A 23,106-nucleotide genomic window follows, 5' to 3' on the forward strand; every position below is an offset into this window, starting at 1 on the left:
CGCTCCCGTCCGCGCGACTCGCTCCCCGCATGGGTCGGGATTTCGACGTGATTGCAATCAGGCCGGATTGAGGAAGGACGGCTCCTCGGGCTCCGGCACCTCGTAGTCCCGCTCCCAGCCCTCGCATTCGAGCTTCAGGCTCTGGATCGCCACCGCGTTCGCGTTCGCGTCCAGCTCGCCCAGCACCTGGTACTCGCTCGGCCAGGTCCGGTAGAGCTTGTGCGAGACGGCCACCTGGCCGGCCTCGTTCAGCACCTGGATGACGATGTCCTTGCGGAAGTCCGCGAGCGACACCTCGGAGCCGAGGCCCGCGCCGACCTGCCAGACCTTGTTCGCCCAGCGGTCGAACTCGGGGTCGTGCGTCACACCGCGCTCCAGCGTGATGCCCTCGAACTCGGAGCGTCCCGGCGATTTGCGCGGGGAGCTCGGATCGCCTCCGTGCCGGTGCTTGACGACCTCGGTGGTCCGCTTGAGCGGACTGACCTTGCTGATGCCCGCGACCGTCCGACCGTCCCACAGGACCAGGAACTTGAAGTTCTTGTACGGATCGAAACGATGGGCGTTGACCGTGAACTCAGCCATCGAATTTCCTCGGTATTCCTAGAGCTCGAACTGCCCGGACGTCTGCTGGATCTTGACGATCACGAACTCGGCGGGCCTGACCGGTGCGATGCCGACCAGGACGTTCACTACGCCGTTCGCGATGTCCTCGTCCGTCGTGGTGTCCTTGTCGCACTTGACGAAGTACGACTCGCGCGGCGTGCCGCCCTTGAAGGCCCCCTGACGGAACAGCGTGTGCAGATACGAGGAGGCGCTGAGGCGGATCTGCTGCCACAGGTTCTCGTCGTTCGGCTCGAACACGACCCACTGCAGCCCGCGTTGCAGGCTCTCCTCCACATGCAGGGCGAGCCGTCGCACCGGCACGTACTTCCACTCGCTCTCCATGCCTTCGGAGCCCTCCAGCGTGCGCGCCCCCCACACCAGCGGGCCCACCATCGGGAAGGTGCGCAGGCAGTTCACGCCCAGAGGGTTCAGCAGCCCGTTCTCACGATCGGTCAGCTGGACCGTCAGCGAGTGCACGCCGGCGAGGCGTGCCTCCGTACCGGCCGGGGCCTTCCACACCCCGCGTTCCGCGTCCGTACGGGCGAACACGCCCGCCACCGCGCCCGACGGCGGGAAGGAGCGGAGCCGCCCGGTCAGCGGGTCGGTGAGCTGCAGATGCGGGAAGTACAGGCCGGCGTGGTTGCCGCGCACCGCGTCGAACGCCGACAGGCCCGCGCGTGCCCCGTCCACGCTGCCCCAGCTGCCGGGGGCATCGACCAGGAGGAAGATGCGCTGCTGCTCGCACAGGCGCTGCGCCGCCGAGACGACCGTGACCATGTCCTCGGTCGACTCGTACGCCGCGAGCTCCGGCAGGGTCAGCAGGTTGACATCGGCGACGTCGCGCAGCGCCTGGATGCCGGTCTTGTCCGTCTCGCTGCCGATCAGGTCGCGCGGGCCGGGCGCCTCACCGTCCTCGCCGTCGCCCAGGGGGAACACCGGCGGATTGACCGAAGCCTCCAGTCCCAGGTCGTTGGCGCACTCGCCGACGAAGCGGACGACGTCCGCGGGGTCGGTGGAGCCCGCGACGACCTGAAGACGCCGGCCGAACGCGGTCACCTCGGCGCCGGCGAAGGCATGCCTGCCCGGAGCGTCCGGCAGTGCGCGCAGCTTGCGTTCGAGGAGCAGGGCCAGCTCGGTGACGGTGCACGGAGCCTCGCCGTCGCGCTCCGGGTCGTACAGGGTGAATGCGCGTTCGACCTCGCCGATCTTCACCATCAGGTCGACCGCAAGATTCGGGAGCTCATGTCCGAATGGCTTGGACACGGTGCCCGACGGGTCGGGGCGGCCCTCGCCGACGACGTCCACACGGATCAGTCGTGAGGCGGTGTTGACAGCGGTCGGGGCGTAACGGCCCCCGGCCGGATCCAGGGAGAGCCCGGTGAAGGATTCGCGGGCCTCGCCCCTGGCGTCGTACACCCGCAGATTGAATGTCTCGTCCGGTTGCGGTGTGTCGTAGTCGACGGCGACGCGCAAGCCGTTGCCCCACACGCCGGGCTCCTTGGCGTGCACCTTGAGGGCCGCGCACTCGCTGTGCCCTTCGGTGGAGTCGAGAGTCGCACAGGCGGCCTTGCCGGTGCCCGCCTTCGCGACGCGCACGATCACGGCGATGGTGCCGCCATTGCCGAAGAACTGGTGCACCGCGTAGCCGACGGCGCTCTGTGCGCTCAACCCGCCGAAGCGGCGCTCGAACTCGGTGAAGCTGGTGATGCGCACCGGCTCGTTGAGCGGACCGCGCCGTGTGTGACCCACGAAGGCGGTCGCCGAGGTGGTCACGGCCGAGATGGTGCGGGCACTGCTGGGAAGCTCTTCGACGTAGACGCCGGGATAAGTCGGCTTGGCAGCGCTCGCTGCATTCGTCGGCATTCCCCCTCCTATCCCTTCTCAGGCACCGGGTGAAGACGCCAGGAGACGGCAGAGGGAGACGGTTCGTCAGCGGGTCCCACCCGCTACGGCATGCGCGATTGCTCGGGCCCCGCAGTCCCCGGGCGCCTCGATCGCACGCGCTTCATCAGTTTCCCCCGTCAGCCCCCGGGCGGTTGGCCGTCCGGGGCAAGCAGTCCGCTTGTGACTCCTGATGCATAGGTGCTCAACCCACTCTGAAGCGAGGAGAGTTGACAGGGCAAGGTCTGTTCAGGTCACCTCGGGGGGAGGTCCTGTGAAGTGGATGTTCACGGGGTGCGGACTTCTCGTCCGCCCGTTTCCGCGACGTCCGGCGAACGGCACACTCCACCCCCCACCCATGCCCACGCCTGTGGCCGCCGCCGAATCCCGACTGACCTCGCGGCCCAACTCCTTTATCGTCGACGTGATTCCTGACGGAGACCTCGTTCGGCCAGGGCGGGGAGTCGTCGGTGTCATCGTGCGTGTGGCGCTGGACGAGGGCGGCCTGACCGGCCGGATCAACGCCGGGACGACGTTCCCCGAAGGCGACTGGCGCAACCGGTACTTCCGCGACGACCGCCCGGCACAGGTCGGACAGAGGGTGGCCGCGATCGTCGCCGACCTGGGCATCACCCTCGATGAGCTCGCTGAGCACGCGTTGCGGTTCGTGCTGAGTTCGACGGCGGTCTCCACCGTCATCCCCGGCATGCGCACGGTGCGCAACGTCGAGCGCAACACGGCCCTGAGCGACGGGCGTCCGCTCACCGCCGACCAGCTCGCCGTGCTGGCCAAGCACCGGTGGCAGCGCAACTTCTACTCCTGACCCAGGGAACCGCGGCGGCGAGCAGGTGGGCCGGGGCCGCTCCCCGGGGCCTTTCGTTCGGATCAGGCCGGATCCAGACGAAAGGCCTGATCCCCCCTCATACGTCAGAACGCCGCCATGCTGTGATTCGCGTTCTTTCAAACCGATTTCAGCTGCTATGGGCTCGCTCTGAAGGGGTACGTCCCAGGTCTGATTTGCCGGTCGATCTGCTCCTGAAGAAGGATGGGATCACCGCGCATCCGATGATGCGATGGTAGGCCGATCGCGTGCGGTGCCGCTCGGCAGCAGCACCCGTACATCCCGCAGGCCGAAAGGTGTTCGATGAGTGGCAGTCCGGCACGTCGCCCGGCACCCCCGGGCCTTCGTACCGGCGGCCGTCGGTACTCCGGGGTTCGTGTGACATCGGTCGCGCTCACACTGCGCTGGGCGGCCTCGCGTTGGCACTTCGTGGAAGAGGAGGTGGCGGGGCTGCGGCCGTTGGTGAGGCCGGGAGCCGTCTGTCTCGACATCGGGGCCGAGTACGGCCTCTACACCTGGAGCCTCTCCGCGCTGGCCGGACCGGCGGGGAAGGTGCACTGCGTCGAACCGCTGCATGGCCCCGCGCAATGGTTGAGAGCGGCGGCAGGCGCCCTGGGCTGCGACAACGTCACCGTGCACCGCATGGCCCTCGGCGAGCGGGCGCACGAAGGCACGATGAGCCTGCCCCGGCGTCGGCTGCTGCCCGTCCACGGGCGTGCCTATCTCACCGAGGGTGCCTCAGGGCCCGGCCCCAACGCGGAGTTCGCCACCTCCCGCCCGGTGACCACACCCGTGCGGACAGTGGACGGGCTGTGTCACCACATGGGGCTGGACCGGGTCGACTTCATCAAGGCCGATGTCGAAGGGGCGGAGGCGGCCGTGCTGTCGGGTGCCCGACGCACACTCCTGCGCCACCGGCCGGCCCTCCTGCTGGAGATCGAGGACCGTCACCTGCAGAAGTACGCCATGATGCCGGACGAGCTCGTCGGCCGGCTGGGCGCTCTCGGCTACGACATGTACCGCTGGTGGAACCGGGGTTGGACGCGCGTGACCGACGTGACCGAAGACTGCCGCAACTACCTCTTCTCGGCCCGCTCGACCGCATCCAGCTGAAGGATCCGACACATTCATGGGTTCCACCCTTGTCATCACCAACGACTTCCCGCCGCGTCAGGGGGGCATAGAGACGTTCGTCCACGCCATGGCCACCCGAATACCCGACGACGACGTGGTGGTCTACACCTCGTGCGAGCCGGGCGATGCCGCGTACGACGCGGCTCTCCCGTTTCCCGTCGTACGCGACTCCAGCGGCATGCTGCTGCCGACCCGGCGGGTCACCCGCAGGGCCGTCGAGATCGCCGAGGCGCACGGGTGCGACCGGGTCTGGTTCGGGGCCGCCGCGCCGCTGGCCCTGATGGCGCCGGCCCTGCGCCGCAGCGGCATCCGGCGCATGGTCGCGACCACCCACGGTCATGAGATCTGGTGGGCCAGGACACCTGGTGCGCGGCGGATGATGCGCCGTATCGGGGAGGGCGTGGACGTCGTCACGTACCTCGGTCAGTACACGCGCGCCCGGATCGAGCCCGCTCTCGGCCCACGCGCCCGGATGAGCCGCCTGGTGCCGGGGGTGGACGCGGAGGTGTACCGGCCCGACGCCGATGCCGGACTCGACCTGCGGACCGAACTCGGCCTGAACGGCGAGCGCGTGATCCTGTGCGTGGCCCGGCTGGTCCCGCGCAAGGGCCAGGACATGCTGATCCGCGCCCTGCCGCTGATCCGGCGGGAGGTGCCCGACGCGGTGCTGGTGGTGGTCGGCCGGGGGCCGGGCGAGGCCCGGCTGCGCACGATGGCGGGACACCTGGACGGGAGTGCGGTCCGCTTCGTGGGCGGGAAGTCGCACACCGAGACACCGGCCTACTACGCGGCGGCGGACGTCTTCGCGATGCCGTGCCGTACCCGGAAGGGCGGTCTGGAGGCGGAGGGGCTGGGCATCGTGTTCCTGGAGGCGGCGGCGAGCGGTCTGCCGGTGGTCGTCGGCGATTCGGGCGGGGCTCCGGACACGGTGCTCGACGGCCGCACCGGACAGGTTGTGGACGGCACCGACGTCGTGGCCCTCGCCGGCGCGCTGACCCGGATACTGCTCGACGGGGAGCTGGCAGCCGAGATGGGCGCCGCTGGCCGCGAGTGGGCCCGGGAGTCCTGGTCCTGGGACGCGTCGGCCCGCCATCTGACGCAGCTGCTGAATCCCGAGAGCGTTCCGGCGGTCGCACCGCGGGAGTAGGCCCGGGGCGGGCGAGCCGGGAGAGTGAAGGCGCCGCGTGGCCGGACCTCGCACCGGCTGCGAAGTCCGGTCCACGCGTGGCCCCTTGGCGTGTTCCGAAGCAGGCAGCAGGCAGCAGGTGGCGCATCGGCGCCACCGCTCGCTCTTCGACCGCCTGCTCGGCGCCGGAACGGCCCGTGAGTGTTCCTCAGGCGCGGAAGGCCGAGGCGAACACGGCCGGTACCCGCGACCAGGACGGCCGCTGCGCCAGCTCGGTGAGGCGACGGCCCGTCACGGCGGCGCTGCGGGTGGTGACGAACCACGGCGGCTTCGGGAAGAGCGCGAGTTCGCCCCGCACGACCGACCTCGGGAAGGGCCGGAACGGCCCCCGGACGACGGTCCGCTCCGGGGAGTCGATGAGCAGGGCGTTGTGTACGACGCCGATCCCGCTCCGGGCGTCCGCGACGGTGTGGCCGGGGAAGGCACCCCACGGGGCGCTCGCGGTGAGGAAGCCGACCGCGGTCCAGGCGTTCACGGCGATCGTGCCGTAGCGCAGCGCGGCCAACGCGTGGTCGAATGCCCGGCCGAGCCGCTTCAGGGTGGCGGGGTCGACGACGATGTTCGCCCCGAGGGTGCCGAAGAGATCACGGTTGGCCGTCTCGACGGCCCGGTCCAGGAACTCGGCGCCCCTGCCGGGCAGCGTGAGCACACCGAGCACGGGCGCGAAGTACTCGGTCGTCGCCAACTCCGACACGTCGTCGCCGTCGCCGGGCTCGATCAGCAGGCGTGAGCCCTCGGAGCCCTGCCACTCGGCCCGCGGATAGCTGTGCGTCGCGTCGGCGATCCTTTCCGCGCTGCCCGGATACCAGGCGGGTCGAGCCGGGGCCGTCCTCAGGGCGTCGCGGAGATGGCCGAGGAAGGCCTCGCGCTGCGGCCAGTCGCCACTGACCAGGACCACCTGCGCGGCGATGCAGTTGTGGCCGCTGTTGTGCAGCCGCTGGGTCGCGATGTGCTCGGCCTGGTAGCGGAGGTCGGCCGCGCTCCACACGCCCGGGACCACGATGACCGGGGACACGCCGCCGAGTTCGCTCGTCATCGGCTTGTCGAGGAGCGGGGTGCCGGCGGCCTTGCGGGCGCGGCCCTCCTCGCCGGGCCCGAAGGCGACGCTGTCGTGGGTGGCGAGACTGCCGGTGATGTGGACATGCGCGACATCGGGATGATGGGCGAGGTATCCGCCGACGTCGCCGCCGCCCGAGACGATGCGCAGGACGCCGTGCTCCAGCAGCGGTGCGAGAGCGCGCCGGTAGACCGGCTCCAGGTCGCCCAGGACGGGGTTGATCTTGAGCACGACGACTCGATTGTGCGCGATCAGTTCGTACAGCACGTCGAGCGGTGCGATGGACGTGACATTGCCGGCGCCCAGGACGAGTCCGATGCCCGCGGTGCGCTCCGGGTGGCGCGCGCCGAGGCCCGCCCGGCTCCGTACGGTGTCCGCGTCGACCCGCGGCGGCATCCACACCTCGGCGCTGAAGCCGTTGAGGAGCAGGCGGTCGTAGGCGGTGAGCGGGAGGACGGGGACGCTCACCCGTCCCCCCGGTGCCCGCCCGAACTTCGCACCGTCGAGCGGCCCGCGCCCCGAAGCGAGCGTCCGGAGCGTGCGGGTGAGCACCTCCAGAGAGGTGAGCAGCGCATAGGGACCGGAGAGCCACTCCTCACCGACGAGCGGGGAGCCGTCCGGCAGCAGCTTGATCCGGCTCGCGATCCGCACCCAGGTCCCGGCCTCGGCCGAGACGGCGGCATGCACCCGGTCGAGAAGGGCACCGCGCTCGACCGGTGAGGTCGCCGCCCAGCGCCGCTCGCCCTCGGAGAGCTCGCGGAGGACCGCGTCGAGTTCGGGCATGCTCCGGGTGCTGTCCGTGGGTGCTGCGGCGGTCATGGTGATCTCCCTCGGTCGCGACGGCACGGGCGGGCGTGGTGCCGCGGACTTGGTTCATGGCACAAGGTTCTCCGGGCCACACCAAGATGGCGGACGGCGGAGCTCCTTGCCATGGGCGAGCACCGCGAGTTTCCCCGAACTGCTTTGTGCAGCAGCACAATTCCGTTGGAGGGGTGCGCGGGTACGGTGACGGGATGAACGACTCCACGGGATGCGAGCACGTCTTCGCCGAGATCCTCACCTCGCTCGGTGAACTCACCGATGTGACCGTCCGGAAGATCACCGAGGACGAGTCGTTCTACACACGGAGCCGGCTGCCTCCCGATGTACTCCGCGACATCGTCCGGGCCAACATCGAGGCCCTCCTGCGCATGGAGACCGGAGGCCCGGACGTCGGCGACGAGACGGCCCGACGGGCGGGGCGGATCAAGGCCGAGCACGGCATTCCGCTGCCGGCGCTGCTGCACGCCTTCCGGCTCGGCGGGCTGGAGATCTGGGAGTGGGCGATCGCCCGCGCCACGACGGGCGAGCAGGCCGACGCGCTGTTGTGCCGGTCGTCGCACTTCTGGGGTGAGCTCGACCGCTTCTCCACGGCCGCCACGGAGGCCTACCGACTGGTCGCCGACGACCGGGAACAGCAGGAGCGGGTATCGCGGCGGATCACCCTGCTCGGCGTCTTCGAGGGAGCGAGCGATGTCCGGTTCGGGAGCGCCGCGGGCGTCCAGCGTGCACTGGGCCTGCCGGAACGGGCCTCGTACCGCGTGGTGGCGGGTGAGGTCGGGCGGAACGGGGAGGACCCGCTGCCCGGTATCACCGCCCGGTTGGCGAGCGTCGACGTGGCATCCGTCTGGACCACCGAGCTGGGCGAGCGCCTGGGCCTTGTCGCCCCGACCGGCGACGCGCAGTCCGCCACCGCGCTCGGGGCCGTGAGGCGGGCGGCGACCGCACGGGTGGGCGTGAGCCGACCGTTCACCTCACTCGCCGCCGCGCCGGAGGCGGTACGTCAGGCACGCATCGCCCTGGAATGCGTGACCCCGGCCGGGGCGGGCGTCCACTGCTACGGCACCGCCCCCATCGACACTCTTGTAGCGGCGCACGCCGAGTCCGCGGCCGAACTCGGCGGGAACGTGCTGGGGCCACTGCTGTCGGGCGAGGCCGGCGATGCGGTTCTGCTCGACACGCTCGACGCGTGGTTCGCCGCGAACGGTTCGACCACCGAGGCGGCGCGGCGGCTCCACTGCCACCGCAACACCGTGCTGTACCGGATCGCACGTATCGCGGAGCTGACAGGCCGCTCCCCGACGCGGCCGGTGGACGCCGCCGAGCTCTATGTCGCCCTGCGGGCACGACGGATCGCGGGCGAGGGACGGTAGAGGCCGGCAACACCCGGGCACCGAGGCGGGGCACCGCCCCGGTCGCCGGGCCGCCCACCGAGGCGGCGCAACTCTTCCGGAAGCGTTTCGGGCCGAACGCCCGGTGGCCGGGGGACTGGTGCCGGCGTGGTGATGTGCACCGCTCGCTCGGTCAGAGGGACCGCTTCTGGCGCCGCGTGAGCGCGAGAAACGTCGCATGCAGCAGCCAGGCCGTGGCGGCCCCCGGGGCCGCCACCGTGATCGCCAGACGGATGTAGTGGTAGCCGGGGAGCGGTCGGCAGGAACCTTCGGCCAGGAGACAGCTCGTCAGTGCCTCCACTCCGATGGACCAGGCCAGCAGGGTGAGCACCCCCGAGCTGTACGCGGCGATCAGCCCTCGGGGGAGGGGCAGGGGCGCGCAACCTCTCCCGGCCCACAGGGCGGCGGCCGCCTGCCCGATGCCCATCAGCGTGATCAGGGACCAGACGGAGAACGGGATGCCGAGCACCGGCAGCAGCACTCCGAGCAAGGCGGCCCCCAGCCCCGTGGGAACACCGAACCGTGCGAGAACACGCGCCGCCGGCCGTGGCGGCCCGAACTCCGTGAAGGTGTGCTGCATGCCCTTGCGCCAGGCGACGCGCTGCCCGACGAGTGGTACGAGCGCCGCGGTCAGCGTGAGTGTCGTCAGGAGGAACGTCGTGCTGTTCACGGCGAGATAGCCGACACTTCCGACGAAGACCAGCACCGGCGGGTGCGACGGGGCGATGAAGGATGCCGCGTACAGCGTCATGGCCGGCAGGGTCATCAGGAAGTCGAAGGCGGAGACAAGCCCGGCGATGCAGACCGCGAGCACCGTGCAGAACACCAGCCCCGGACGGCCGCTGCGGAGCACGACCGGTGTCCACGACCGGGCCACCAGCGTCAGCCATCGCGTCAGCGCCCAGCCGCACAGGCACAGCAATGCCGCGAAGGGGAAGGCCATCGCGATCCCCTTGCCGTTCAGCGAGGCCAGGCTGAGCGCCCCGGACGGCGAGAGCAGGCACGACACACACAGGCCGAGGCCGAGAGCGATGCCCGCCCGTCCGGCCCGCACCGGAGCGCCACGGTCCGGTGGCCGTGCCGCCGCACGCCACAACCCCGCTCCCGCAGCCCCGATCAGCAGCGTGGTCGCCACCGCGTCCGCCACCCCATTGATGGCGGAACCGGCCTGGGTCCCCCCACCGATCGGCCCCAAGGTCAGGAAGCCGTGGAGAGACGCCACTGCCGCGCCCACCGCGAACATGTCCCAGAACCCGACGCCGGTCATAACCCGGTCGTCGTCCAGTGCCCTGACGCGCAGAGGGAGCGGCGGATGGACACGGAGCAGGGGGAACCGTCCCCCGGACGGAGGCGCGAACGGCTGTCCGTATCCCGCGAACAGCCGCCGCAGCGAATCCGCGGATCCTTCCCACGAGCGCACACGCGCGTCCGCGTACAGCTCGCGGCTGCGCAGCACCGAGCTCTTGAGGAGGGTGACCAGCGTGGCCAGGAGAACAGCCTCCGCGGTGAAGGCGAGGTCGGCCACCGTCGCGGCGGGCATCTCGACCACCATCAAGGGACTGGCCAGTGCGCCGAGGAGCGACGCGATCAGCAGCGGCGGCCCGACCGTGCGCCACACGATCAGGGTGAGGAAGGCGATGTCCAGATCGTGGTTGCGGATGTGGGCGAGTTCGTGGAGAACCACCGTGCGAAACGCCCGGCGGTCCAGGGAGTACAAGGTGAGCAGTCCGCCGCTGAGTACCACACGGCGCTGCCGCACCCGACCGAACGCCAGCGCGGCGATACGGGGATTGAGGGGTTCCGCGAGGAACGTGACCCTGGGCCGCACACCCGTTTCGCGCACCAGACCCTGCACATAGTCCGATACCTGCGGCATGCCGGTCAGGGGGCAGTAGCCGCGCCGCCGGGTGCGCCAGGCCGGCAGCGAGGCATAGACACCGAGGACGACCAGCAGGAGACAGCCCGAGGTGACCACGGGCACCGTCCAGCTCGTCCCGGCACGCGGATCGGAGCAGTCGAACTCGAATACCGACGGGATGCTCACGTCGGATTCCCCGGCCCGTCGGCGGGCCGCTTCCTCCGTCGCACGGACCGCGCAGTCGTAGTAGTCCGTCACGTCGGACAGATCCACCGTGGTGAAGATCATGGACGAGAGGCCGTTTCCCAGGACGGCCGCCGCAGTGGCCACCGCCACGATGAGCAGCACGAAACGAACCGTGGTCCCGGAGGGCAGGCCCGAGAGGTCCGTGCGTCCGCGTCGTGGGCGTTCCGCCATGGGCACGGTCACTGCCCGGCTTCCGGTGTGCCCTCCTCGGACTCACCCGGCGGTGAGGCACCCGGGGCCATGGTGGCCAGCTCCGCGACGATTCCGTCCGCGATCGTCCAGGCCTGTGCCTCGGGGACCCGTAAGCGTGCCGCGGTCCGCATGGCGATCTGACGCACCTGCGCCAATTGCTCGCTCGACAGTCGCTCCGGTACCGCGACGGTCGCCGTGGCCTCGGGACGCCGTCGCCGCAGCCGCAGGAACGCACGTCGCCGCACGGTGTCGACGGCACGCTCGGTGGACTGCTGAGCCAGGTGTTCCAGGACCTGGACCGCCGCGGCGAGAGCCGCGGTGCTGAGCAGCGCGGCGACCGCCTCCACGCCGAGCCCCAATGGCTCGTCACGCCCACCGAAGGGCAGCCGTCTGTGCGGGGCGGCGCGGTGGAAGGCCTCCGCCGTCATCGCGAACTGCGCCATTTCCTGTGGCGCCACCGCTTCCACCGCACGACGGGCCAGCCGCGTCGCGACAGCGCTGTCCGCTCCCTGCCCCTGCCCCCGCATGCGAAATCCCCCGATCGACGAACCCGCGGTGGTCGCACCCGCGAGGGCACCGCCGCCACTTGCCAGGCTAAGGGGCGATCGCCGCACGCCCGAAGACCTTTTCCGGTCTGTGACCGTGCGGCCGGGCACTGGGTCCGGACTCCGCCGCTGTCCCGCCGTCCGGTGAACTCGGCGTCCTGCCGGGTGAGTTCGGGAAAGTCCAGCTGTACCGGGCTCACGGGAGAGCGGGGGGCGACGCTCGCGCCGACGGCTCCGACGGCTCCGACGGCTCCGACGGCTCCGGCGTCCCGGTACACGGTGCCGACCGGAGCGGGGGGCGAGGAGCGGTGCCGAGCAGAACGCGGGGCACGCGAGCCCGGTGTGATCCGGACGAGAGGCCCTGGAGGTCAGGAATGAGGTGCGCGGGACTGATCGTCGCGGGCCGCGTTCCTTTCCTTGATGCGTGCCGCTTCCTTCCGGACCTCGGCCTGGGTGGCGCGTTCCTGCTGCAGCCAGTCGGGGCTTTCCTTCTTCAGTGCTTCGATCTGCTCCGTGGTGAGGGCGTCCGTGACTCCGCCACGGGCGAGGCCCGAAATGGAGACACCCAGCTTCGCCGCGACCACCGGCCGGGGGTGCGGGCCGTTGCGTCGCAGCTCCTGCAGCCACTCGGGCGGATCGGACTGCAGTGCGTTCAGCTCGGTGCGTGAGACGACACCCTCCTGGAACTCGGCGGGGGTGGCCTCTAGGTACACACCCAGCTTCTTCGCCGCGGTCGCGGGCTTCATTGTCTGGGTGGTCTTGTGCGACGTCATGATGTCAAGGGTATCGAGCATGTGCACTACCTCTGACCAGGGCCGGTAACCTGGCGGAGTGACAAGCTCGGAAGAAACCCCGTCGTTCCGGCTCGCGTACGTACCGGGGGTGACCCCCACCAAGTGGGTGCGGATCTGGAACGAGCGGCTGCCCGACGTTCCGCTGACCCTCGTCGGGGTGTCGGCCGCCGAGGCGTCCGATGTGTTGCGCGACCGCGGCGCCGACGCCGGACTGGTGCGGCTGCCCATCGACCGGACGGGCCTCAGCGCGATTCCGCTCTACACCGAGACCACGGTCGTCGTGATCCCGAAGGACCATGTCATCGCGGCCGTCGACGAGATCTCCGCCGGGGATCTCGCCGACGACATCGTGCTGCATCCGCTCGACGACACCCTCGAATGGGAGCACCGGCCGGGACGCCCCGCGATCGAGCGTCCCGCCACGACGGCGGACGCCATTGCGCTGGTGGCGGCAGGCGTGGGCGTCCTCGTCGTCCCGCAGTCGCTCGCCCGGCTGCACCACCGCAAGGACCTCACGTACCGACCGGTCTCGGACGCCGCCGAGTCACGTGTCGCGCTGTCGTGGCCGGAGGACGAGACCACCGACCTGGTGGAGGACTTCATCGGGATCGTCCGCGGGCGGACCGTGAACAGCTCACGGGGGCGTCCGAAGGCCCCCGTGCAGCCGGAGAGCAAGCGCTCCGGGACGGGCGGCGCCGGACGCAAGCCCACGACCGCCAAGAAGGCGGCCGGGAAGAGCGTGCGAAGCGGTTCCGGCGGACGCACCGCGCGGAGCGGTTCCGGCGGCCCCAAGGGCGGCAAGCGTGGAAAGCCGCGCCGCCGGTCGTAACCGGGCGCCGCTCGATCCGGGCGATCGGGCCCCGGGGCTCAGCCCCTGCGTCGCACCTTCGGTGCGGGAACGAGGCGGACGGCACCGTTGAGCAGGTGATCGATCAGGTCGCGCGAGGGCTTGTCCGTGAGATCGGTGAGCAGCCGGGCCAGGGTGTTGAGCAGGAACGGCGACCCCATGACGTAGCGGTTGAGGACCGGCTGGAATCCCGAACGGCTGAAGACGAGGTCGGCGGCGGTGTTGCCGAGACGGTAGTGGCGCCCCCAGCGGCGGTTCATCTCGACCGGATAGCGGTGCAGCACCTTTTCCCGTCCGGGCCCCCGGGGGAGAGCGAGGGCGAGCGTGGCGGTCTCGGCCGCGACCTCGCCCGCCTCCATGGCCTGGGCGATCCCCTCGCCGTTCCAGGGGCTGATCATGCCTCCGGAGTCGCCGACGAGGAGGAGCCCGCGGGTGTAGAGGGGATGGCGGTTGAAGCCCAGCGGAAGAGCCGCGCTGCGGACGGGACCCTCCGCGTTCTCCTCGCGCAGCCCCCACGCGTGCGGGGTGCGGGCCAGCCATTCGTCCAACGTGGCGCGCAGATCAGCTTTTCCGTGCCGCCGATGAGGCAGCGCACCCAGACCGACGTTGACGCGGCCGTCGCCCATGGGGAAGATCCAGCCGTATCCGGGCAGGTAGTGGCCGCTGCCCGGGAAGCGGAGGTCGGCCCACAGTTCCAGATACTCCTCCCGCGAACGCTCCGGGCTGCGGTAGTAGCGGCGGGCAGCCGTCGCGATCTGCCTGCTCGTGTCCCGCTGCAGGCCCATCGCGAGTGCGAGCCGGGCGGAGGCGCCGTCGGCGGCGATGACGATCGGTGCGTGGAAGGCCAACGGCTCCTTCGTCCCGGTCGTGGCGGTGACACCGGTGATGCGGCCGGCGCGGTCGGTCACGGGCTCGGTCACCTTGACGCCGCTGCGCAGCCGGGCTCCTGCGGCGACGGCGTGCCGGGCCAGGATGTCGTCGAAGTCGTGCCGGCTCCGGGAGAGTCCGAAATCCGGGTAGCGCCCGAGCGCGGGCCAGTCGATGTGCACCTGGTGGTCCCCGGCCACCCATCGCATACCGCGTGAACGCGTCCACCCGGGAGCCTTGATGTCGACGCCCATTCTGATGAGCTGGTGCACCGCTCGTGGCGTCAGGCCGTCCCCGCACACCTTCTCCCGGGGGAAGTGGGACTTCTCCAGCAGCAGGACGTCGACGCCCGCCCTGGCGAGATGGAAGGCCGCGGCCGAGCCCGCCGGACCCGCTCCCACCACGATCACCTGAGCTTCCTCGTCAGGGCCGTGGACGGTCCGATCGTCCGACCCGGACCGGTCTGGCGTCGTTTCCCTCATGGGGAACCCCTTCCTGTTCCTGGCTGGGACAGCCGGCGCCGTACCGAGGACGGCAGCCCTGTGCATCATCATCGATCAAGGAGAGCCGGTACGGAACCCGCTCCGGATGTCCGGCATTCGCCTGACGCCGCGTCAATCATCGTGCGGGCAAACAACTCCGACAGTGGAGGCGCCGGGCACGCGCCCCGGCCCGACGACGGCACACTCGGACGGCGGCACGCGCATCGACGGGCTGGACTTCTGCGGGACCTGGTCCGGGGCACCGTACGACGAGGAGCGGTTCCGCCGCGACGCCGAGGTGCTGGACGGCGTCGCGCTCCGCCGGTACGCCGCGGCGTCGCGAGGCCGAGGAGCCGGAGAGCCGAGGGGCTGGGAGGTCGAGGCGCTCAGGACTCCAGGTAGCGCAGGACCGCCGGCACCCGTCTGCTGTAGCCCGTGTCCCGTGCCAGATCGAGCTTCTCGAAGACGGAGTTGAGATGCTTCTCGACCGAACTAAGTGGTCGGCGCCGTAAGTCCGTCGGGGGTTGACGGAGTAGTAGAGCCTGTGGGAAGTGCGGGCCAGCGATCGAGGGTGGTGCGGTAGAGGCCCGCAGACGCCACCTTCACCTGTGCACCGTCAGCAACGGCTCGTTCGAGCGGTGTGCAAAGATCCCCTGATGCACGCGGACTGAGTGCGAATAACAGGAGCCCCCCATGGAATTCAACACTTACCGGGAAGTTCTGGCAGAAATCTACTTGGCGTCCGAGGGTCGGCTCGAACTTTCTCCGTCGGCCTCCATGGCCGAACTTCGATCATTTGAAAATGATCTTGGATTCCCTCTGGATCCGGGCTTGCGGGCGGCATGGCTGGAGGCAGATGGGGGGCCAACTTGGATGCCAGTGTTCGCCAGGCCGGGATATCTGAGTGGTTACGGTTTTCTCTCCATTGAGGCGGCGACTGAGCGGCGACGCTCCATGAAGCGCAACGCCCCACGCTATGCCGACTATGTCGGTCCACAGCCACGGGATCCTCGGATCAGGGCAGGCTGGTTCAATGACGGTTGGCTGCCGTTCGCCGAGCTCGGCGGGGGTGCGGGGATTCTGATGCAGGATTATTGCCCTACGCAGGAAGGGACCCCTGGCCAAATCATTGCATACGTGCATGATCCGGACGAGGTGAGCTATGTCGCTCCGGGGTTTGAAGACCTGCTTGAAGAATCCATCGCTGAAATCTCGACCTATCCGGAGGAATATATTCCTGAGCCCGAGGAATTCGACTAGATCGCCCCTCCGGGAATTCTTAATAGGCCAGCTTCAGGGCCAAGTATTCCGCAGGCGGACCCCGAATGATCGGCCTCGTTCATCTCGTGCCTCCCGTCTCCGTCGTTCCCATCGTGCTGACCGCCTCTGAGCGCCACCGACTGAAGAAGATGGCCTACGGTCACAAGACCCCGTATCAGACCCGACAGCGGGCAACCATCGTGCTGTTGGCCGCTCGGAAGTACTCCAACGCGCGGATAGCCACTCAGGCGCGGATGCACGTGGACACCGTACGCAGGTGGCGGGGCCGGTTCGCCGCCGGCGGCTTGCCCGCCCTGGCCGACCGTAAGCGGTCAGGTCGACCGGACTCGTTCACGCCATTGCAGGTCACCGAAGTCAAGGCGCTGGCCTGCCAGTTACCCTCCGAGACCGGCACTCCTCTGTCGCGCTGGTCATGCCCGGAGCTGGCCCGCGAACTGGCAGCCCGGGCCATCACCGGCCCCGTCGCCGCCTCCACCGTACGCCGCTGGCTGGCCGAAGACGCGCTCAAACCATGGCAGCACCGCTCCTGGATCTTCATCACCGATCCCGACTTCCGGCCCAGGGCCCAGCGCGTGCTGGACCTGTACGCCCGCACCTGGCAAGGCAAGGCACTCGGCGAGGACGAGTACGTCATCAGCGCAGACGGCATGACCACCGCTACCCGGTGAGCCCCCGGGGGACGCCCTGCTCTCGACGCTGCCACCGGACACCGTCCTGCCCACGAGCCTGCCCACCTACGGTCTGGTGTGCTTGGTGCACGGCCACGACGGCTGCGCCGTTCCCGCATGCGCCGATGTCATCGCGCTGCACTCGGCCTTCTGCGCCCTGGGCCCGGCCTCCGTCTCGTGCCCGCCGCTGGACATCGATACCGTGCACGCCCTGGCGGCGCTGCTCGCCGTCTGCCTGCGGGCCGACGAGGAGCGTGCCTGGCCCGAGCGACCGCGGTGGTCGAGAGCACCCTGCATGCGATGCTCCGCTGGATGGCCCTGCCCGCGGCACCGTACCAGCTCCAACTCGCCCCGCTGGCGGCCGAGTACGCACAGTCGGCCGGCTGCCTGAGGCCGCTCCGGGGCCGTAACGCCACAGCGATGGCCTGGCTCGACCGGTCGCTGGTCTGGGCCGGCATGGCCGGTCATGTCGGCACGGAGGTGGCGGCGCTCAGCGACATGAGCACACTGGCGCGGCTGGAGGGCGACGGACCCTCCGCCCTCTCCTACGGCGGCGCGATCCGGCAGGCGGCCGCCTGCCGGTACTGGGCGGGCGCCATGAGCGATCTCCACCAGGCGCGCGGACACGCGGTACGGGCGACGCACCTCGGGCCCTGGGGCACATCGACCGTGCCTGGTCGCAGATGGACCGGGTCGGCGAGCGGGACGAGACGGAGGCACCCTGGCTGTCCGTCGCCTCCGTGCGCCTGCGGGTGGAATCATGCGCCGCCGGGGCGCTGCGGGATCTGGCCGCGGCGACCGGGGACCGCCGACTGGCGCTGCGCGCGGTCGCGGCGGCCCGTACCGCCCTGGGTCTGCTCCCGCCCGGGATGCACTCGGCACGGATGTTGTTCCTGGTGCGGATGGCCGACGCCCACGCCTGTGCCCGGGACCCGCAGGCGGCAATCGACCTCGCAGGACCTGTACTGGACACCACCGAGGTGGCCGCGTCGACCCTCCTCGGCCAGGAACTGCGCGGTCTGCACGCCAGGTTGACGGCCGCACACGGCGGCCGGCCGGAGATCGACGAGTTCACCCGGAGGCTCGCGGGCGTCGTGCGTTGACGCACCGAAGGCGGGGCGTGTGCGTACACGCCCCGCCCGGCCCGCTTCTAATGCCCGGTCAGCCGATGTTCAGCGTCACGTCGTCCACGACGAAGCTGGTCTGCAGATAGGCGTCCTCATGGCTGGTGAACGTGAGGCCGACCGTCGGGCCGGCCAGGTCGCCGACGTCGAAGGTCTTCTGGACGTAGGAGCCCGTGGCGTCCGTGTTGGAGTACGTCGCGAGCGTCTTGGTGCCCAGCTTGACGGGCTTCTTGCGCGAGGTGGTTTCGGCCGCCTTGGCGGAAACGGTCGGTGTGGCCGGCACGTTGATCCGCCGGGACACGGCCGACTGGGTGCCGCGTACCCGCCCCTTGGAGTCCGCCACCACCACGGCGTCCCCGCCGACGACCGGCAAACCGCGGTAGGTGCGCTGATACGCGACGGAGTACATGCCCTTGACCCAAGGGGTCACCATCTGCCGCTCGTAGCGCTCGTCGGGCCCCTCGGCCAGGGTGTCCAGACCGCCGGCCGCCGCCCGGTCGGCCGCCGACACCGCGGCCGAGAGGGCGGTCGGGGCGGGCGGAGACGGTTCGGCGGAAGCCGACTGGCCGCTGGTGGCGACGAGCATTCCGGCGAGGACGGCCAGGGTCGTCCCGGCTGTCATCGGTCTGCGTTTCATCGAGGCTCCTTGAGTCGGGGGTCTCGATCGCGGGCGCTGGCATACGGCGGCACGCCTGTTTCGGCCGTCGAGGACCGGCCCCGTCATCCGCGTCGCCGTCGTCCGTGATCGAGCGACCGAACGCTCACATGCCGCCATGGCGGCGTCAACGAACTGCGGGCGGCTCCAAGGGACTTGGCAAGTCTGGTCAAGCGGCGGTGGTGGGATCACACAACTGTCGTGGAGGGCGGGACGGTTATTCCAGACCGGAGATCGTGAACACCGTACGGGCGGTCCGGCGGTCGATACGGTCGGCCGGCTGCCGCAGCGCCGTACCCCGCACCGCGCCCCCCACAGTGCGCGCGGTCAGGTGGAGCGACCGGCCGCCGCGTCGACGGCCAGCAGCAGCCGGGTACGGCCCGGATGTTACGTCGATCCATGGCTGCGACGTCAGGGAAGCCGACTGGCCTGTCGGCATTCGTCGATGAACCGCTGATGCCCCGACCGCCGGTCCTGACGGCTGCTTGACGGTCAGTGCCGCGCCTCAGTCCTGTTCGTCGTCGCCGTTGTCTCCGTGGTCCCTGCTGTTCCCGTTGCCCCAGCCGTTCCCGTTGTTCCCGTTGTTTCCCTTGTTTCCCTTGTTTCCGTCGTTCTCGCTGTCTCCGCTGCCTCCGCTGTCCGGCGTCGGCCCGTCGGGGGCCGGTGCTTCGGGTCCCGTGGTCGTGGTGGCACCGGTGTCCGGGGTGCCGGCCGAGCTGGGATCCGGCGAGAACAGGCTCATCCCCAGATAGACGGCCGCGAGGAAGGCCACCGTGCCGGCTATGGCGCTGGCCACCCTGGGGCGACGCCTGATCGCCTCGCGGGCGCCGGTACGCCGCCTGACGGGCGCGGAGCGTTCCGGTGGACGCCGCCTGTGCCCGCCGGCCTGTGGCAGACGGTATGTCACGCCGTCGGCCTGAGGCGTGGAGGCGGGCGTCGGGGTGGGGCTGAACGCGGGAGTGGATGACGAGGCATAGGGAACGCCGGCTGCCGCGGTGGTGGGAGGGGGCATGGGGGCGTACAGCGGCAGGGGCTCCGGCTGCCCCCGCCACGCGTCGCTCTGGAACCAGTCGGCGACCTGCTGGGCAGTGGGCCGGTCCTCGGGCTGCTTCGCGAGCAGCCCCAGCAGATAGGAGTCGAAGGCCGGGGAGAGGTCGACGCCCCGCTGCCTCAGCGGCACGGGTGCCGTGTCGACATGCTGATAGAGCGTGGCCGTCGCCGTGTCCGAACGGAACGGTGGATCGCCCAGCAGCAGCTGGTAGATCACGCAGCCCAGGGAGTACATGTCGGACGCGGCACCGGCCGTATGGCCCAAGGCGCGTTCCGGGGCGAGATAGAGACTGGTCCCGACGATCTGCCCCGCGGTGGTCAAGGCGGCGGAGGGGTCGTCGACGAACTGGGCGATGCCGAAGTCGCCTATCTTGACGGACCCTTCGGAATCCAGCATCAGGTTTCCGGGCTTGATGTCACGGTGCACGATGCCCTGCCGATGGGCGGCGGCGAGTCCCGCCGCGGCCTGTCCCGCGATCCTGGCGACCTGCTCGGCGCCGAGGCGCTCCTCGGCCGTCAGCAGATCGCCCAGGCTTCTGCCCTCGACGAGCTCCATCACGAGGAAGAAGCGGTCCTCCCAGGCGCCGAAGTCGAAGACCGCCACCAGGTGAGGGTGGCTCAGACGGGCCGCGGTCTGTGCCTCCAGACGGAATCGGGCCGTGGCCGACTCGTCCGCCTGGTCGCCCAGCAGCAGCTTCACGGCCACCGCCCGGCCGAGCACTTCGTCGGTGGCGCGCCACACCTCGCCCATGCCGCCTCGGCCGATGGAGGACATCAAGCGGTACCGACCTGCTACCAGCACCTGTACACCAATCTCGAATTGTGGGCCGCTTCGACTGCCACGGCGGCGACCCGATCGGGATCGGGACGGGTGGGGGGGCGCGCGGCAAGATCAGGATATCGGGCCCCGGAGCTCGACGGCACGCCGATCACCCCCCGCCGTCCACCGGCGCCGACCAGAACGAGGAGGCGCCGCGGATTCCTCACCAGGTGGGTGGGGGAATGTGCCGGGAAGTCAGGACATCCGGCGTGTCGAGCCGCTGATCACCCGGAGTTGCCGACGGCCGTGCGGCCCAGCGATTCGACCAGTGGCAGCAATCTGTGCGGCACCCGCTCGCGCAGCGCCACCTCGGTACGCGTCCTGACCACGCCGGGCAACTGGATCAACCGCTGGATCACGTCCTCCAGATGCCCGTTGTCACGGGCCACCACCCGGGCCAGCAGATCGCCGCCACCCGTGGTCGAGAAGGCCTCGACGATCTCCGGCACCGCGCCGAGCGCCTCACCGACCTCGTCCAAATGCCCCTGGGTGACTTCCAGATGAACGAAGGCCAGCACCGGGTGCCCCAGGGCGGCAGGGGACAGGACCGGCCCCGTGCCGGTGATCACACCGTCTCTCTCCAGTCGGTCGATACGGGCCTGGAGGGTGCCCCGGGCGACGGAGAGGAGGCGTGCGTACTCACGGACGCTGGTACGCGGTTGCTCGATGAGCAAGCGCAGGATGCGGGTGTCGAGAGCGTCCACCGCCATGGTCCGTTGGTCTCTTCCTGGTAGGCCGATCCGGGCTGCGACTGTACCAATGGCCAGGTCGGCAGGCCCCTTCCGGACCGATCCCGCACAGCCCGGCCCGCGTCCCGTGCCCGTGGGGACGACACGGGAGGAGTGGCCCGCGACGGTTCCGCGCGCACTGCCCGGCAGCGCGCGTGCGGGAGCGCCGTGGGCCCCGTAGGTCCGGCCTGGCCGTTCCGCGCCGGGTGCTGCCGCCCGACCGGCGGGTGGCCCTGAGGTGGCGCCGGGGCGGGATTCGGGCCGGTTGGGCCCGATCGCCGTCCGTTGGCCCAATGATGGCGTCTTTCGTCTTTCATTGACTGGGCCAATGGCTCACTGATTCGCCCTTCGGTTGAGCCATGAGTCACAAAGATGTTGTGATGGATTCGTCGATGGCGCTGCGGATCCCCGCGGCGCCTTTTTCATGCCGGTATGCAGGGCCGGTGTGCAGAAGCGGGAGCATGCCGTGCTGAAGAGGATGTTCGTTTCCCCGGACCCGGGCCGATCGCGGCTGCGCAGCGCCGTCCGGGCCGTCCTCGGTGTCGGCTTGGCCGTCACCGTGTGCGGCCTGGCCGGTCATTCGCTCGTCGCGGCCGTCACCGGCGGTCTCGCCGCGCTGCTGGCCTTGTTCACAGTGCTCGACACCACGGTGCGGGACCAGGCGATCACCACCGCGCTGCTGCCCGCCGTCGGTTTCCCCGTGCTCGCCCTCGCCGCGCTGCTGCACGACTGTCCGCCAGCGCGGGACGCGGCCTTTCTCGCGGTCATGGGGCTGGGCGTGTACGCCCGGCGATGGGGGCCGCGCGGTCACTCGCTGGGCGTCTTCGCGTTCATGGCCTTCTTCACCACGCAGTTCCTCCACACACTGCCCGGACAACTGCCGGAGCTGTACTCCGCGGTCGCTCTCTCCCTGCTCGCCTCGTCGACCGTCCGCTTCGGACTCTGGTGCTATGAGCGACGGCTGCCTCTCGCCGCCCCGCCCGTCCCGATGACCGGTGAGGGGCTGGCCCGCGCGACCACACGCCAGGCGATCCAGGCGACCGTCGGCGGAGCCGTGGCCCTGGCCGCGGGACTGCTCCTCTCCGAGCAGCGTTGGTACTGGGCCGTGGGTGCCACCTGGTGGGTCTTCGTGAACACCGCCTCGCGCGGCGAGACGCTGGTGCGCGGCTACCGCAGGATCCTGGGAACACTGATCGCCGTCCCCGTGGGCCTGGCCGTCGTCGTGCCGCTGCACGGTTCGGCCGTGCCCAGCGCGATCCTCGTCGCGCTGGGCGTCTTCGGGATCTTCTACACCGCGGCGGTCTCGTACACCTGGATGGTGTTCTCGGTGACGGTCCTGGCCGGGGCGCTCTACGGACTGCTCGGCGTACTGGACCCCGCCCTGCTCGTGCTGCGGCTCACCGAGACCGTCGCGGGAGCGCTCGCCGCGATGCTCGCGGTGCTCCTGGTGCTGCCGGTCACCACGCACGCCACGACCGACGCGTGGATCCAGCGGGCCCTGCGTTGCGTGCGCACCTGCACGGCGGAAGCCGCGGCGCGACTCGCGGGCTCGGTGACCGCCGACCCCGCGCCCCGGATCGCCGAGCTGGAGGCGCTGCTGGGGCGGGTGCGGCTGTCCCTGGCTCCGTTGGTGCATCCGCTGAGCCCGCTGCGCGCCCGCAAGGCCCGTGCCCGACAGGTGCTCGGTCTGCTGGACACGTGCGCACGGGAGGTGCGCGGGCTGGCCGGTGTCGCGGCGGACCCGGAAGCCTCCCACGACGCGCGCCTCGCGGCCGCCTGCTGGCGGGTGGAGGCCGCCGTGGAGGCGCTGACGGCCCCGGACCTGCCGCGCAGGGCCCGCGTGCCGGGCATCCCGCCGCACCCGGCCGTCGCGGAACCCGCGCTCGCCCATCTGCACGGTCTGGAGCGGGCGCTCGCCGAACTCGCCGCACCGCTGCGCAGCGATCCGCGCGCCCCGTCGATCGGTGTGTGAAGCGGCTTCCACGGAGCCGACGGGTGACCGACGCCTGGTCTGGACCTGGAAGGGTGGCTGCTACC

Annotated in this window: 18 protein-coding genes and 2 pseudogenes; 9 read left to right on the top strand and 11 right to left on the bottom strand. The window is 70.5% G+C overall.

Features of this window, described 5'->3' with window-relative positions; all coding sequences use genetic code 11:
* Positions 1 to 57: 57 nt before the first annotated feature.
* Positions 58 to 582 (bottom strand): phage tail protein, encoded by a 525-nt coding sequence (locus tag ACF1B9_RS29570; RefSeq protein ID WP_067023001.1) that lies wholly within the window; start codon positions 580 to 582, stop codon positions 58 to 60.
* 18 nt (positions 583 to 600) lie between these two features.
* The gene (locus ACF1B9_RS29575; protein WP_391745610.1) at positions 601 to 2,466 is read right to left on the bottom strand and encodes a phage tail sheath family protein; all 1,866 of its coding nucleotides are present in this window, start codon (positions 2,464 to 2,466) and stop codon (positions 601 to 603) included.
* Between the two features lie 484 nt (positions 2,467 to 2,950).
* Between ACF1B9_RS29575 and ACF1B9_RS29580 the strand changes: the two are divergent.
* From ACF1B9_RS29580 to ACF1B9_RS29590, 3 genes and pseudogenes are all read left to right on the top strand, one after another.
* A pseudogene (locus ACF1B9_RS29580) lies at positions 2,951 to 3,307 on the top strand (aldo/keto reductase); the annotation flags it as partial.
* A 396-nt stretch (positions 3,308 to 3,703) separates the two neighbouring features.
* A complete protein-coding gene (locus ACF1B9_RS29585; RefSeq protein ID WP_391745611.1) occupies positions 3,704 to 4,438 on the top strand; it encodes an FkbM family methyltransferase in 735 nt (244 codons plus the stop codon).
* Between the two features lie 16 nt (positions 4,439 to 4,454).
* The gene (locus ACF1B9_RS29590) at positions 4,455 to 5,606 is read left to right on the top strand and encodes a glycosyltransferase family 4 protein (RefSeq protein ID WP_391745612.1); all 1,152 of its coding nucleotides are present in this window, start codon (positions 4,455 to 4,457) and stop codon (positions 5,604 to 5,606) included.
* A 187-nt stretch (positions 5,607 to 5,793) separates the two neighbouring features.
* On the opposite strand, the gene ACF1B9_RS29595 is transcribed toward ACF1B9_RS29590, so the two are convergent.
* Positions 5,794 to 7,521 carry an aldehyde dehydrogenase family protein gene (locus tag ACF1B9_RS29595; RefSeq protein ID WP_391745613.1) on the bottom strand — a complete coding sequence of 576 codons (1,728 nt, stop codon included), beginning with the start codon at positions 7,519 to 7,521 and terminating at the stop codon, positions 5,794 to 5,796.
* Between the two features lie 194 nt (positions 7,522 to 7,715).
* Here ACF1B9_RS29595 and ACF1B9_RS29600 point away from each other — a divergent pair, with 194 nt between their 5' ends.
* On the top strand, positions 7,716 to 8,894 hold the full coding sequence (locus ACF1B9_RS29600; RefSeq protein ID WP_391745615.1) for a PucR family transcriptional regulator: 1,179 nt from the start codon (positions 7,716 to 7,718) through the stop codon (positions 8,892 to 8,894).
* Positions 8,895 to 9,045: 151 nt separating this feature from the next.
* Here ACF1B9_RS29600 and ACF1B9_RS29605 read toward each other — a convergent pair whose 3' ends face one another.
* The 3 genes from ACF1B9_RS29605 to ACF1B9_RS29615 form a co-directional block, all read right to left on the bottom strand.
* Entirely contained in the window at positions 9,046 to 11,118 is a 2,073-nt protein-coding gene (locus ACF1B9_RS29605) for a M48 family metallopeptidase (RefSeq protein WP_391745617.1), read from the bottom strand.
* A gap of 77 nt (positions 11,119 to 11,195) precedes the next feature.
* Positions 11,196 to 11,735, bottom strand: a complete 540-nt coding sequence (locus ACF1B9_RS29610; RefSeq protein WP_391745619.1) for a hypothetical protein — start codon at positions 11,733 to 11,735, stop codon at positions 11,196 to 11,198.
* Positions 11,736 to 12,121: 386 nt separating this feature from the next.
* On the bottom strand, positions 12,122 to 12,526 hold the full coding sequence (locus ACF1B9_RS29615) for a DUF5997 family protein (protein WP_391745621.1): 405 nt from the start codon (positions 12,524 to 12,526) through the stop codon (positions 12,122 to 12,124).
* Between the two features lie 58 nt (positions 12,527 to 12,584).
* On the opposite strand from ACF1B9_RS29615, the gene ACF1B9_RS29620 reads away from it, so the two are divergent.
* Positions 12,585 to 13,376, top strand: a complete 792-nt coding sequence (locus ACF1B9_RS29620) for a LysR substrate-binding domain-containing protein (RefSeq protein ID WP_391745623.1) — start codon at positions 12,585 to 12,587, stop codon at positions 13,374 to 13,376.
* A gap of 38 nt (positions 13,377 to 13,414) precedes the next feature.
* On the opposite strand, the gene ACF1B9_RS29625 is transcribed toward ACF1B9_RS29620, so the two are convergent.
* Both ACF1B9_RS29625 and ACF1B9_RS29630 read right to left on the bottom strand, forming a co-directional pair.
* Complete coding sequence (locus ACF1B9_RS29625) at positions 13,415 to 14,743, bottom strand: geranylgeranyl reductase family protein (RefSeq protein WP_391745624.1); 1,329 nt, start codon at positions 14,741 to 14,743, stop codon at positions 13,415 to 13,417.
* 386 nt (positions 14,744 to 15,129) lie between these two features.
* Positions 15,130 to 15,237: pseudogene (locus ACF1B9_RS29630) on the bottom strand (DNA-binding response regulator); the annotation flags it as partial.
* A 199-nt stretch (positions 15,238 to 15,436) separates the two neighbouring features.
* On the opposite strand from ACF1B9_RS29630, the gene ACF1B9_RS29635 reads away from it, so the two are divergent.
* The 3 genes from ACF1B9_RS29635 to ACF1B9_RS29645 all read left to right on the top strand — a co-directional run bounded on the left by ACF1B9_RS29635 (position 15,437) and on the right by ACF1B9_RS29645 (position 17,795).
* Positions 15,437 to 16,003 (top strand): SMI1/KNR4 family protein, encoded by a 567-nt coding sequence (locus ACF1B9_RS29635; protein WP_391745626.1) that lies wholly within the window; start codon positions 15,437 to 15,439, stop codon positions 16,001 to 16,003.
* 65 nt (positions 16,004 to 16,068) lie between these two features.
* Entirely contained in the window at positions 16,069 to 16,692 is a 624-nt protein-coding gene (locus tag ACF1B9_RS29640; protein WP_391745628.1) for a helix-turn-helix domain-containing protein, read from the top strand.
* A 683-nt stretch (positions 16,693 to 17,375) separates the two neighbouring features.
* Positions 17,376 to 17,795 carry a hypothetical protein gene (locus tag ACF1B9_RS29645; RefSeq protein ID WP_391745629.1) on the top strand — a complete coding sequence of 140 codons (420 nt, stop codon included), beginning with the start codon at positions 17,376 to 17,378 and terminating at the stop codon, positions 17,793 to 17,795.
* A 58-nt stretch (positions 17,796 to 17,853) separates the two neighbouring features.
* On the opposite strand, the gene ACF1B9_RS29650 is transcribed toward ACF1B9_RS29645, so the two are convergent.
* The 3 genes from ACF1B9_RS29650 to ACF1B9_RS29660 form a co-directional block, all read right to left on the bottom strand.
* Positions 17,854 to 18,453: a hypothetical protein gene (locus ACF1B9_RS29650; RefSeq protein WP_391745630.1), complete on the bottom strand. Its 600-nt coding sequence runs from the start codon at positions 18,451 to 18,453 to the stop codon at positions 17,854 to 17,856.
* 523 nt (positions 18,454 to 18,976) lie between these two features.
* The gene (locus ACF1B9_RS29655) at positions 18,977 to 20,272 is read right to left on the bottom strand and encodes a protein kinase (protein ID WP_391745674.1); all 1,296 of its coding nucleotides are present in this window, start codon (positions 20,270 to 20,272) and stop codon (positions 18,977 to 18,979) included.
* Positions 20,273 to 20,565: 293 nt separating this feature from the next.
* The gene (locus ACF1B9_RS29660; protein WP_351082369.1) at positions 20,566 to 21,051 is read right to left on the bottom strand and encodes an Lrp/AsnC family transcriptional regulator; all 486 of its coding nucleotides are present in this window, start codon (positions 21,049 to 21,051) and stop codon (positions 20,566 to 20,568) included.
* Between the two features lie 484 nt (positions 21,052 to 21,535).
* Between ACF1B9_RS29660 and ACF1B9_RS29665 the strand changes: the two genes are divergently transcribed.
* Positions 21,536 to 23,041: an FUSC family protein gene (locus ACF1B9_RS29665; protein ID WP_391745632.1), complete on the top strand. Its 1,506-nt coding sequence runs from the start codon at positions 21,536 to 21,538 to the stop codon at positions 23,039 to 23,041.
* The last annotated feature ends 65 nt before the right edge of the window (positions 23,042 to 23,106 follow it).

Origin of the sequence: Streptomyces sp. NPDC014727, from assembly GCF_043083485.1 — a bacterium.
Classification (GTDB): Bacteria; Actinomycetota; Actinomycetes; order Streptomycetales; family Streptomycetaceae; genus Streptomyces.

Bases quoted from the DNA above. Each gene is read 5' to 3' on its own strand.
- ACF1B9_RS29570 (WP_067023001.1), bottom strand. From the start codon at position 582: ATGGCTGAGTTCACGGTCAACGCCCATCGTTTCGATCCGTACAAGAAC.
- ACF1B9_RS29575 (WP_391745610.1), bottom strand. From the start codon at position 2,466: ATGCCGACGAATGCAGCGAGCGCTGCCAAGCCGACTTATCCCGGCGTC.
- ACF1B9_RS29590 (WP_391745612.1), top strand. From the start codon at position 4,455: ATGGGTTCCACCCTTGTCATCACCAACGACTTCCCGCCGCGTCAGGGG.
- ACF1B9_RS29595 (WP_391745613.1), bottom strand. From the start codon at position 7,521: ATGACCGCCGCAGCACCCACGGACAGCACCCGGAGCATGCCCGAACTC.
- ACF1B9_RS29600 (WP_391745615.1), top strand. From the start codon at position 7,716: ATGAACGACTCCACGGGATGCGAGCACGTCTTCGCCGAGATCCTCACC.
- ACF1B9_RS29610 (WP_391745619.1), bottom strand. From the start codon at position 11,735: ATGCGGGGGCAGGGGCAGGGAGCGGACAGCGCTGTCGCGACGCGGCTG.
- ACF1B9_RS29615 (WP_391745621.1), bottom strand. From the start codon at position 12,526: ATGACGTCGCACAAGACCACCCAGACAATGAAGCCCGCGACCGCGGCG.
- ACF1B9_RS29625 (WP_391745624.1), bottom strand. From the start codon at position 14,743: ATGAGGGAAACGACGCCAGACCGGTCCGGGTCGGACGATCGGACCGTC.
- ACF1B9_RS29635 (WP_391745626.1), top strand. From the start codon at position 15,437: ATGGAATTCAACACTTACCGGGAAGTTCTGGCAGAAATCTACTTGGCG.
- ACF1B9_RS29640 (WP_391745628.1), top strand. From the start codon at position 16,069: ATGATCGGCCTCGTTCATCTCGTGCCTCCCGTCTCCGTCGTTCCCATC.
- ACF1B9_RS29645 (WP_391745629.1), top strand. From the start codon at position 17,376: ATGGACCGGGTCGGCGAGCGGGACGAGACGGAGGCACCCTGGCTGTCC.
- ACF1B9_RS29650 (WP_391745630.1), bottom strand. From the start codon at position 18,453: ATGAAACGCAGACCGATGACAGCCGGGACGACCCTGGCCGTCCTCGCC.
- ACF1B9_RS29655 (WP_391745674.1), bottom strand. From the start codon at position 20,272: ATGGGCGAGGTGTGGCGCGCCACCGACGAAGTGCTCGGCCGGGCGGTG.
- ACF1B9_RS29660 (WP_351082369.1), bottom strand. From the start codon at position 21,051: ATGGCGGTGGACGCTCTCGACACCCGCATCCTGCGCTTGCTCATCGAG.